The 11,455-nt window shown below is 54.2% G+C and carries 9 protein-coding genes; 5 read left to right on the top strand and 4 right to left on the bottom strand.

The genetic code is table 11. The features are described from left to right. Positions 1 to 88: 88 nt before the first annotated feature. A complete protein-coding gene (locus Q0753_RS05495) occupies positions 89 to 787 on the bottom strand; it encodes a tRNA/rRNA methyltransferase (protein WP_298718293.1) in 699 nt (232 codons plus the stop codon). A 203-nt stretch (positions 788 to 990) separates the two neighbouring features. Here Q0753_RS05495 and Q0753_RS05490 point away from each other — a divergent pair, with 203 nt between their 5' ends. Continuing rightward, positions 991 to 1,983: a transposase gene (locus Q0753_RS05490; RefSeq protein ID WP_298718291.1), complete on the top strand. Its 993-nt coding sequence runs from the start codon at positions 991 to 993 to the stop codon at positions 1,981 to 1,983. 393 nt (positions 1,984 to 2,376) lie between these two features. After that, complete coding sequence (aceK, locus tag Q0753_RS05485; protein ID WP_298718289.1) at positions 2,377 to 4,101, top strand: bifunctional isocitrate dehydrogenase kinase/phosphatase; 1,725 nt, start codon at positions 2,377 to 2,379, stop codon at positions 4,099 to 4,101. Positions 4,102 to 4,268: 167 nt separating this feature from the next. Here the strand turns inward: aceK and Q0753_RS05480 are convergent, their stop codons facing one another. Beyond that, positions 4,269 to 4,760 carry a putative 4-hydroxy-4-methyl-2-oxoglutarate aldolase gene (locus tag Q0753_RS05480; RefSeq protein ID WP_298718287.1) on the bottom strand — a complete coding sequence of 164 codons (492 nt, stop codon included), beginning with the start codon at positions 4,758 to 4,760 and terminating at the stop codon, positions 4,269 to 4,271. 504 nt (positions 4,761 to 5,264) lie between these two features. Here Q0753_RS05480 and arcA point away from each other — a divergent pair. The 3 genes from arcA (at position 5,265) to Q0753_RS05465 (ending at position 8,141) form a co-directional block, all read left to right on the top strand. Beyond that, positions 5,265 to 5,981 carry a two-component system response regulator ArcA gene (arcA, locus tag Q0753_RS05475; RefSeq protein WP_298718284.1) on the top strand — a complete coding sequence of 239 codons (717 nt, stop codon included), beginning with the start codon at positions 5,265 to 5,267 and terminating at the stop codon, positions 5,979 to 5,981. A 74-nt stretch (positions 5,982 to 6,055) separates the two neighbouring features. Further along, positions 6,056 to 6,901, top strand: coding sequence for a glycosyltransferase family 25 protein (locus Q0753_RS05470; protein ID WP_298718282.1), 846 nt, complete (start codon positions 6,056 to 6,058; stop codon positions 6,899 to 6,901). 4 nt (positions 6,902 to 6,905) lie between these two features. Next, positions 6,906 to 8,141, top strand: a complete 1,236-nt coding sequence (locus Q0753_RS05465; RefSeq protein WP_298718280.1) for an O-antigen ligase family protein — start codon at positions 6,906 to 6,908, stop codon at positions 8,139 to 8,141. A 67-nt stretch (positions 8,142 to 8,208) separates the two neighbouring features. On the opposite strand, the gene pgi is transcribed toward Q0753_RS05465, so the two are convergent. Beyond that, complete coding sequence (gene pgi / locus Q0753_RS05460) at positions 8,209 to 9,852, bottom strand: glucose-6-phosphate isomerase (RefSeq protein ID WP_298718278.1); 1,644 nt, start codon at positions 9,850 to 9,852, stop codon at positions 8,209 to 8,211. A gap of 131 nt (positions 9,853 to 9,983) precedes the next feature. Beyond that, positions 9,984 to 11,360, bottom strand: a complete 1,377-nt coding sequence (locus tag Q0753_RS05455) for an MBL fold metallo-hydrolase (RefSeq protein ID WP_298718276.1) — start codon at positions 11,358 to 11,360, stop codon at positions 9,984 to 9,986. Between the last annotated feature and the right edge of the window lie 95 nt (positions 11,361 to 11,455).

Raw genomic sequence — 11,455 nt, 5'->3', positions numbered from 1 at the left:
AATGGTGGTAATGCGGCTTGCACTCGGCAACATGACGAACAACCTCTAAAAGCGAATGGCATAGCAATACCGCGCGCGCCCTGGCTTGTCAACTTTCATCTTTGGCAGACAAGGCCCGTTCCAGGTCTTTATAAAGCAGATGCAACAGATTGAGGTCCCGCTGTTCCAGCATAGGCAGCCGGTCACCCACCCACTCAGCCAGTTTTTCCTGCTGAGAAACACCGATATTTTCAAATAATTGTTCTGTTTTTTGCTGCAACACCCTTAACTGAGTGTTTTCGGTCTGAAGGTCGGATTTTTCTTCGTTTTGTTCACTCAGGCCCTGACTGAATTCATAGGCATAAAGCATGATGGCCTGGCCCAGATTCAGCGAAGGATAACTCACTTTCAGCGGCAGATAGCTGATGATATCGGCCAATGCCAGATCCTCGTTACTTAAGCCGGATTCCTCGCAGCCGAACAGCAGCGCCACTTTTTGTACGCTTTTACTGTTTACCTGGGCGATGGCCTGCTTGGGCGTCAGGTAGTAGCGATACCGTCCCCGATTTCGGGCCGTGGTGGCAATGACCAGATCCATGTCGGCCAGCGCCGGTGCCAGCTCGTCGAAATATTCGGCCTGCTCCAACACCTCCTGCGCCCCATGCGCAACCCAGTGCGCCTTGTCCTGCTCATGCACCCGGCTGTTGACCAGCCGCATTCGGCCAAAGCCCATGGTCTTCATCGCCCGCGCCGCGGCCCCGACGTTTTCGGCTCGCGCCGGCGATTTAAGTACAAAATAAAGCTGCATGCCCATCTCCCAACAAAACGGAGCATATTGTCCCACAAATCCCCCCAGGGTGGGACACCCATCTTTCAGACCCGAAACCCGCTCCCACCATGGGACACCCACTTCGAACGCTGCGCCCCCGCCATGGGACACCCACCTTAAATTGCTCGTTTTTTAATCTAAATCTATATTTAAGTTCTGCTCTCGAAATGGATAATCGCATTATGACCCGCCCACGATCCGAGCTGGTATCACCCGATGAAACACCTTATTACCACTGTATCTGCCGCTGCGTACGACGCGCCTACCTGTTCGGTGAAGACCAGCAGACCGGCCAGAATTACAGCCATCGCAAACAATGGGTACTGGATCGCCTGCGCCAGCTGCAGTCCGTGTTCACCATCGATCTGTGTGCTTATGCGGTAATGGCCAATCACTATCATCTGGTTGTTCATGTAGATACCCAGGCGGCTCTGGCACTGGATGAGACTGCGGTCGTAAGCAGGTGGCGCAAATTATTTCGTCTGCCGGTATTGGTTGAACGCTATGTAGCGGGCTCGAAGGGTTCGAACGCGGAACAAGAGGCGGCAAAAGGTATTATCGCGCTGTGGCGTGAACGCCTGGCCGATTTATCCTGGTATATGCGATGCCTGAACGAGCACATTGCCCGCAAGGCCAACCTCGAAGACGAATGCACAGGGCGGTTCTGGGAAGGCCGCTTTCATTCGCAGGCGATTCTGGATGACGCCGGCTTGCTGACCTGCATGACCTATGTCGACCTCAACCCGTTACGCGCCGGTATCGTCAAACAGCCTGAGGCGTCCGCCGATGTCTCTTTACACCAGCGGCTACAGCAATACAAAGCAAACAGTGCTTCGACATCGGCTCCCCAAAAGGCGACTTCACAACCTCATTTACTCCCATTTGTCCGCGACCTTAAAGAGGACAAACGCAAGGGGATTCCCTTCGCTCTCGGCGATTACCTGGCCATGATTGATTGGGTAGGCCGGGTTCAATGCGAGGAACAACAAGGCTACATTCACTCCGATGTACCTCCCCTACTGGACAGAATGGGGCTTGATGCCGACAGGTTTCTGACCGCAGTGAAACCACATCAACTGTCACATGGCACCGTTATCGGCCATGCCTCGGCCAGAATCGCCTACGCACAACTGCATCATCGACGATGTGTTATCGGTCCCGTTATTTCCACCTGAGTTACCAGGTTACTGTTCGGTGATGACAACCAAGTACAGCCTTGCGACCTGTACCATCTCTGCTTCCTATCCAGCCCTTCGCCCTCCCATCATTCGCCATTTATCCGACTAAATTTCGGGATTGACGGTACAGAACCGCTGTTTCCAGCAGACGGTCGATCCAGACCGTCAAAAGTGAGCCAACAAGAGCAACAAAGGGCCACAAAAGGACAGCCACTTTTCAGAGATGGGTGTCCTTTTTCACTTTTTCATTGCTGATTAATTTGAAAGCAGCACCCACCGCTCAAAATCCAGTCATCCTCAACGACTCACCGGGCTACTTGTTGTAACGTTTGAAGTGGCTGTCCTTCTTCACTTTGTCCTTTTCACTCTTCTCACAATACAGGAGTACGCATGAGCAACAATGCCAGGGACATGGCCCGAATCATCATGATTCGGTTTAATGACTTTTATCGCTGCTTTCTCGATATCACTCAGGGAGCCCAGGCCAGATTCGAGCGCAAAGACTGGCCAGGCGTTCAGCAGGCCGGGCGACAGCGTATTCGTCTGTACGACCAGCATGTGAATGAGGCTGTGCAGGCCATTCGCCATCATAACGGCGGTGGCCCCTTGAGCCAGCACCAGCTAAAAGCCATCAAACAGGCATTTAATGATCTGCTGACCGAACATGCCAATCCGGAAATTGCCGAGTCTTTTTACAACTCGGTATATCGCCGCTCCTTTCGCCATCAGAACATTCGGGCAGAAAACCTGTATGTGCACGGCTTTGTTCATCGTTCGCCTTCGCCGGATCTCAGCCCTTGTTGTAGTACCTACCCCATCAAAGCGGGGGATGTGAACAAGACCTTGCGCCAGGTGCTGCAGGCACTGCAGCTCGACGTTCCGTTTCGGGATCTGGAGCAGGACTTACAGTACCTCGACCGCTATCTGCAGCAGTTTGGTCCGGCCGAGTTAAGTCACGGCAACGCCAGCTTGACTTTTATCAAGCACCTGTTTTTTCGCAACAAGGGCGCCTACCTCATCGGCCGGCTGGAATGCGGCAACAGCTGCCTGCCCTTTATTCTGCCCATACTGCATCATGAAGAAGGCGGCCTTTATCTCGACACGCTAATCCTCTCTAACGACGACGCTTCCATTCTGTTCGGCTTCGCCCGCGCCTACTTTATGGTGTGGTGCCCGGTACCGGCGCTACTGGTGCATTTTTTGCGGCCGCTGTTGCCCAACAAGGCCGATTACGAAATCTACAACGCCATCGGCTGTCAGAAGCACGGCAAAACCGAGTTTTACCGGAGTTTTCTGCAGCAGCTGCACCACTCGCGCGATCAGTTTGTGGCGGCGCCGGGAATAAAAGGCATGGTGATGCATGTGTTCACCCTGCCCTCTTATGATGTGGTGTTCAAAATCATCAAGGACAAGTTCACGCCGCCCAAAGATGTCAGCCACGACACGGTGCGCGCCAAATACCGGCTGGTAAAACAGCACGATCGGGTGGGCCGCATGGCCGACACCATGGAATTCACCAACTTCGAGCTGCCGTTGCATCGCATCAGCCCCGAATTGCTGGCCGAGCTGCAGCAGGTCGCGCCCTCCTTGCTCACCATCAAGGACGATACCCTGATAATCCGTCATCTTTACACCGAGCGGCGCATGACCCCACTCAACATTTATCTGGAGCATGCCACCGATCAACAGGTGGTTGATGCCATCGATGAATACGCCAACGCCATCAAGCAGCTGGCGACCGCCAATATCTTTCCCGGCGACATGCTGTTCAAGAACTTCGGCGTGACCCGTCACGGCCGGGTGATTTTTTACGACTACGACGAAATTGCCTACATGACCGAGTGCAACTTTCGCGACATTCCCGAGGCCCGCTACCCGGAAGACGAGTTCAGCGCCGAGCCCTGGTATTCGGTGGCCCCCAACGACATTTTTCCCGAAGAGTTCGCCACTTTTCTGCTCAGCAGCCCGCGCATTCGCGAGGCCTTCAAGCAGCAGCACAACGATCTGTTTACCGCCGGCTACTGGCGCCAGCTACAACAGAACATCAGCGACGGAATATTCGGCGACGTTTTCCCCTACCGGCGCAAGCGTCGCTTCCGGTATTTGTACTCATAAATGAAAAAGGACACCCATCTTTGAAAGATGGGTGTCCTGTCTAAGCTGAAAGATGGGTGTCCTACGTCAGGGCTCTACGTCAGGGCTCTGAAAGATGGGTGTCCCACGTCAGTGAGGGAATGGCGGCATATCACCATTCCCTATTCCTTAATCCCCTGTCCCAGTCTTTATAATTGCGGGTGACTCAGAGCCTCGCGGGCTACCAGGATGCCGTTGATATCGGCATAGAGGTAATCACCGGGATAGATAGTAACGCCGGCAAAGGTGACCGGCACATCCACATCCCCCAGGCCGCGCTTTTCGGTCTTCATCGGGCAGGTACCCAGCGCCTTGACGCCCAGGGCCATGCTGCCGATGGCACCGGCATCGCGAATCGCACCGTTAATTACCACCCCTTCCCAGCCATTTTCTACCGCCAGCTCGGCCAACTGGTCACCCATCAACGCCCGGCGCTGCATGCCGCCGCCATCCACCACCAATACCTTGCCGGTACCCGGCGTGGCCACCAGCTCCCGCACTCGGGAGTTATCCTCGTAGCAACGCACCGTGACCACCTGACCCCAGAACACATCCTCGGCACCATAATCTCTGAACAAGAGGTCCAGTATCTTTACCTTGTCGCCGTGTTCGTCACATAAATCCGGTAATAAATCCAACATCTTGCGCTCCTTAACGTTGTAATATCGCCCATTCGCTCCCGTTTTGCCCCACATCCTAGACAAGTGCAAAGCCGGGACTTTGCCTCAGACTAGCTCACCCTCGCGCCAGCCGAAAGACAGTCGCGTTATCAGCCTTCTTTATAACATTTGGCGGTATTTGTTAAAACTTTGCTTGACCTGGATCAGACAGCCCCCTAAAACTATTTAACATTATCGACTGCAAGCTGTTGTTATGCCCCTGTTAACTGTTAAAATAAGGCAACGTTAGGTAATGGACCTCTGTTCGTCCCGTCTGTCTATTTTTTGGGCGTGAAGCAGTAACTGCATGGGATGCAAATAAAAACGGCTCAAAGAAACAGGGCCACCGGGCCTTTGTCTTACCTCCCTAAGACGGTAGCGCAAGGCAAGGAAATGATGCGGTAGCGTGAACAAGCGACACCTCCCTTCCAACGCCGGTAACTGTTGAAACTGAATTCTATTTACATCTAAAAAACAGGTAGGCTCATGCAGACTCCTCACATTCTGATCGTCGAAGACGAATTGGTTACCCGCAATACCCTGAAAGGCATTTTCGAGGCCGAAGGCTACGCCGTACTGGAAGCCACCGACGGCGAAGAAATGCACAAGGCGCTGTCAGGTAACAAGATCAATCTGGTGATCATGGACATCAACCTGCCCGGCAAAAACGGCCTGCTGCTGGCGCGCGAACTGCGTGAACAACACAACCTGGCGTTGATGTTTCTGACCGGCCGCGACAACGAAGTCGACAAGATCCTGGGCCTGGAAATCGGCGCCGACGACTACATCACCAAGCCGTTCAACCCGCGCGAACTGACCATTCGAGCCCGCAATCTGCTGAGCCGTACCATGCAGACTCCGGAAGCACAGGAAGAAGAAAAGCAGGTAGAAGCCTACCGCTTCAACGGCTGGACCCTGGACATCAACAGCCGCGCCCTGGTCAGCCCCAACGGTGAAATGTTCAAGCTGCCGCGCAGCGAATTCCGCGCCATGGTGCACTTCTGCGAAAACCCGGGTCAGATCCAGAGCCGCGCCGAGCTGTTGAAAAAAATGACCGGCCGCGAGCTCAAGCCCCACGATCGCACCGTGGACGTAACCATTCGTCGCATTCGCAAGCACTTCGAGTCCATTCCCGACACCCCGGAAATCATCGCCACCATCCACGGCGAAGGCTACCGCTTCTGCGGCGACCTGGAAGGCTGATATAAAAACCCGCTTCGGCGGGTTTTTTTATATTCTGACCGTATAGCGATCGTTAAAGACCGCCAGATTTTACCTTGCCAGCCCGTCTGAAAATCACCCATACCTCCGTTAAGGTTTTCACTCAAATCATGGTATTATCCGCGCAATTTTTTGTATTGCAGGTTTACCCTATGCCAGTCATGCCCGTTTTTGTTATCAGCCTGAAAAGAAGCCAGGATCGCAGAGACTACATTGCTACCCAGTTACAGCAGCAGGGTATCGACTTTTCTTTTTTCGATGCAGTGGATGGCAGTGACAAAAGCAACCCGCTGCTGAAGCGTTACAATTACGCCAAACGCTTGTGGCTGACCAGCGGCAAAATGCCCACCAATGGTGAAATAGGTTGTTACGCCAGTCATTACTCGCTGTGGCAAAAATGTGTAGACATGAATCAGCCGCTGGTGGTGGTGGAAGATGACGCAAAAATCTGCCCCAACGCAGAACAAACTCTGAAGAGGGTGGCCGAAAAAATTGAACAGTATGGTTGCTTACGGCTAGAAACCGTGATCAGAGGCGAAACCATCCCCATGGAGGAAGCCGATCATTACCGCATCAGCTGGATGAGTGACAACTTCGGTGGTCTACGCGCCTATGCCCTTGCACCTTGGGCGGCAAAAAAACTGCTGAATGGCTCAAAGAGCTGGTCGCTACCGGTAGACAACTACTTGGGTGCCCCTTATTTTCACGGCATGGAGTCCTACCACCTGCATCCGGATTTTGCCGAAGATACCCGTCCGTTCGAAACAACTATCCAGTTTTATGACGAGGATAAAGTACCGTTTTATCGTAAACCCAGTCGAGAATTTTATTCCGCCTATCGAAAGCTAAGGCTTTACTTACACAATAAAAAATTCAAAAAAAACCTTAACCGCACGGGCTGATTGCATGTTTAATTTTAACAAAAGCACATTGTTTACCTGGCTGGAAACTCTCTTTTTGCTGAGCCCCTTAATCTGGACGATGTTCGGATTGTTCAATGTGCCAGATGGTAAGTCGGTACTCAGCCGGCTTATACCTCTAGTTGCAATATATTGTCTGTTTCGCTTCAAAGGCGAGTGGCGTAAAAACGTCGCCATCCCCGGCTTCAAAGTGTTCAGCCTGGCCAATATCGCCTTGTTTGTATTGTTCAGCCTGCAGCATCTGCTGGGCGGAGAAGAGTTCAGTTTTGCCCGAACCCTGCTGTTGGTTCAGCTTTACTTAACTGTGCTGCCCTGGCGTAACATCGCTATGAGCCACATAACAGCTATTGTAGCTCTGGGCGCCATGTTAACCGGCGCGGGATCGGCATATGAAGTAATGGTATTGAACATAGGTAGAGCCGGAGCCTTGGCATCCAACCCTATTCCCTATGCAACATTTGCTTCTGTATTGCTGATTAGTTGCCTGTTTTTCTTGTTCACCCTTAATAACGGTAAACGCCTTAGCACCCTATATATTGCAGGTGTTGCAGGTGCCACCACCGCCATTGTTTTCAGCGGTACTCGTGGCGCCTGGCTGGCGGTACTTGTTACCTTGCTGATGCTGGCCCTGCCCTTGGCCCGCAGGGCCACACCAAAGACATTACTCGCCACCCTGATAGCCAGCAGTTTACTGGCCAGCGGAAGTATTTACGCATTGGGGGACAAGCTGGAAAGACGATACCAGCAAACCAGTGCCGAATTTACCAACATCGCCAACAATAATATGAATACCTCCATCGGCATTCGACTGCAGTTATGGCAACGAGGCTGGAGCTACATCACACAGTCTCCACTGCTGGGCACCGGTACTGCCGGTTACCTTCATAAAATAGGACAGGACAAAAACGCCGGCCTTATCACTCCGTCTGCGGCATATCAGGCAAATGCTCATTTCCATAACCAGTATATCGACACCCTGGTGCGCACCGGTGCCCTTGGTCTACTTGCTCTGCTGGCTTGGATGCTACTGCCAGCCTGGCTGTTACATAAACAAGGGCACGGCGGCTTAAGAAACTGGGCCCTGGCCAGCACCGCCATAGTGTTGATTGCCGGCCTCACCGACGTACCCTTTCATCACACCCACATCATTTACTTCTACAGCATGCTGATGGGAGTAATATTGCTAACAGCACGTAAAAACAATGTGAGGTGTGAGGTGTGAGGTGTGAGGTGTGAGGTGTGAGGTGTGAGGTGTATTATAGGGTCGCATCCTTTCGACCATAGTGCCCTTACCGCCACGCTTTAATCTGTGCCAACAGCCCATTGGTAGCACCATCATGCGTGGTCGTTACCTCATCAGAGGACAAGTCGGTTATCAAACGGGCGGCCAGTTTTTTGCCCAGCTCCACGCCCCACTGATCGAAGCTGTTAATGTTCCAGAGCACGCCCTGCACAAAGGTTTTGTGCTCATACATGGCAATTAATGCGCCCAGATTATAGGGGGTCAGCTCGTCGCACAAAATCACCGTGCTGGGGCGGTTGCCGGGCATTACCTTGTACGGCGCCAAGTGAGCAATAGCCTCGGCGCTGTGCCCTTCCACAGCCAATTCAGCTTCTACCTGCTCACGAGACTTGCCAAAGGCCATGGCCTGAGCCTGGGCCAGCATATTGGCCAGCAGCTTGCGCTGGTGCTCGGGGTACGGGTAGGCAGAGCGGGCAAAGCCAATAAACTCTGCCGGCACCACTACACTGCCCTGGTGCAGCAACTGAAAAAACGCATGCTGGCCATTGGTGCCCACCTCGCCCCACACTACCGGGCCTGAGGCATGATCAACCGGCGAGCCGGCGTTGGTTACGCCCTTGCCGTTCGACTCCATGTTCAGCTGCTGCAAAAAGGCAGGAAAACGCTTTAACTGCTGGCTGTAAGGGAATACCCCTTCGCTCTGCAGCCCCAGCACATTGATGTTCCAGATGCTGAGCAGTGCCAGCTGCACCGGAATGTTGTGTTCAAACGGCGTGGTGCGCAGGTGTTCATCCATGGCGTGAGCGCCTGCCAACAATTGCTGAAAACGCTCAAACCCCACCGCCAGTGCAATAGGAAGGCCAATGGCGGACCACAATGAAAAGCGGCCACCCACCCAGTCCCAGAAACGGAACATGTTCGCTTCATCAATACCAAAAGCCGTAACCGCCTCGGTGTTGGTGGATACCGCCACAAAATGCCGGGCAATGTGCGCCTCACAGCCACAGGCCGACAGCAGCCAAGCCCGTGCAGCGCGCGCATTGGTCATGGTTTCGTCGGTGGTAAAGGTTTTGGATGAGATCACAAACAAGGTAGTGGTCGGGTCAAGATCAGCCAGCACACTACCCAGCTGGGCGCCGTCCATATTCGATACAAAGTGCGCGCGAAGGGCCAAACCCTGATAAGGCGCCAGCGCCTCCGTGACCATAGCAGGGCCAAGATCGGAGCCGCCAATGCCAATGTTTACCACATCCGTAATGGGCTGGTCACCAAAGCCGCGCCACTCGCCCGTATGCACCCGCTCGCAAAAAGCCCGTAACCGGGCCTGCTCCGCATGCACCTGGGGCACCACGTTCTCTCCGTCCAGAATCGCACTGGCACCCTCTGGCATACGCAACGCCGTGTGCAGTGCCGCCCGCCCTTCGGTATGGTTGAACAGGTTGTCGCCAAACAAAGCCGCTATGGCCGACTCCAGCTTCATGTCTCGCGCCAGCTCGCACAACAGAGCCTGCACCTCGCTCGACCAGTGCTGGCGAGACAAGTCCACCCTCATGTGTTCGCCAAAGGCGAAACAAAAACGCGAAAACCGTGCAGGATCCTCGTCAAAGCGCTGCGCCAGGCTTATCGCCTGCTCCTGCTGTTTAAGCTCCTGTAGCGCCATAAACCGTGGCTGCCGAATTAAAGACGTCATCCCAATCCCGTTATTTATTATTAAATTTTCATTGTGAGGAGTGAGGCGTGAGGCTTGGCGTAGGGTCGAACTCATTCGACCAGCAATGTGGCAATTAGGTTGGTCCAATAAATTGGACCTTACGCCAAGCCTCACCTCTCACTCGCTATCACCACCTCCGTCCCCGGCAGCAATTCACTCAACCTGGCCTGCAACGCCGCCTTGGCACCGGCCTCACCATGGATCAACCTTATCTGTTTCGGCGCTGGCACAATACCGGTGGCGAAGTTTATCAAATCCTGCTGGCCGGCGTGGGCCGAATAACCACTCACCTGGTGCACTTGCGCGCGAATGGTGAAACGTTCGCCGTCAAGCTCCACCCAGCCTTCTTTCGGCCCGTATTCCAGAATGTCCCGCCCCGGCGTGCCCTCGGCCTGGTAACCCACAAACAGCACATCGTTGCGCGGATCATTAAGCAACGCTTTCAGATAATTCACCACCCGGCCGCCGGCGCACATGCCGGAGCCCGCCAGCACAACGCAGGGCCTGTGGGAGCGGGCCAGGTAACCCACGGCATTAAGATGATCGTTATGGGAATTCACCACGGTTAACTGCTCAAACGACAGCGGATGCCGCCCCTCGCTTACCCGCTCCCGGGCCTCTTCATTCCAGAACGGCTTAAGCTCGCGGTAAAGCTGGGTAAAATTGGCCGCCAGGGGCGAGTCTACCACCACCTCCAGCTCGTTCCAGGGCAGCCCCGGCGCCGCCTGCTCGCCACCGAATTCGGCAATCAGGCTTTCCAGCTCATAAAGCAGGTCTTGCGTGCGCCCCAGGCTAAAGGCAGGAATAAGCAAGGTGCCGCCGTCTTCTAAAGCGTGCTCCACCGCCGCCTTCAGTCGCAGGCGGCGATCAATCCGGCTTTCGTGGTTTTTATCACCATAGGTGCTTTCCAGTACCAGAACATCGCAGGCTTGTGGCGGTGCCGGTGGCACCAGCAGCGGCGAATGAGGCGCGCCCAAGTCGCCGCTGAACACCACCTGCTGCCCAGCCACCTCGCACTCCACATAGGCCGAGCCCAGAATATGCCCGGCCCGCTGCAGCCGAATAGCAATGTTACTGCCTTCCACTTGCTGCCACTGGTCGTAGGGCAAAGGCCGCAGCTTTGAAGCCAGCAGCTTGAGCACCCGGTTAACAAGCTGCTCATTACGGGTAAAACCGATTTTAAGCGCATCTTCCAGCATGGCCGGCAGCAGCAGCGCCGAAGGCTGCGAGCAATATATGGGCCCCTTGAACCCCGCCCCCAGCAAATAGGGCAAGCGGCCTACGTGATCGATATGCACATGAGTAACCACCAGCGCCTTTATATGGTCAATATCAAAGTCGATGGCCAAATCATCCCGCCGTTCGGTGCCCTGAAAAAGACCGCAGTCGATAAGAATACCGGCACCATTCACCCGCAGCTCGTGGCAAGAGCCGGTGACACTATTTACCGCTCCGTGATGCAACAGCTCAATCCCTTGCTCGCTCATCAAATCACTCCTTTACCCTGAACTTGTTCCACGCACCAGTAGGGTCCAATTTATTGGACCAACTGTAGCGGCATACCGCACTATCGGTCGAATAA

The organism is uncultured Oceanisphaera sp., from assembly GCF_947495715.1.
Taxonomy (GTDB): Bacteria; Pseudomonadota; Gammaproteobacteria; order Enterobacterales; family Aeromonadaceae; genus Oceanimonas; species Oceanimonas sediminis.
This window is presented reverse-complemented; position numbering and strand designations above follow the sequence as displayed.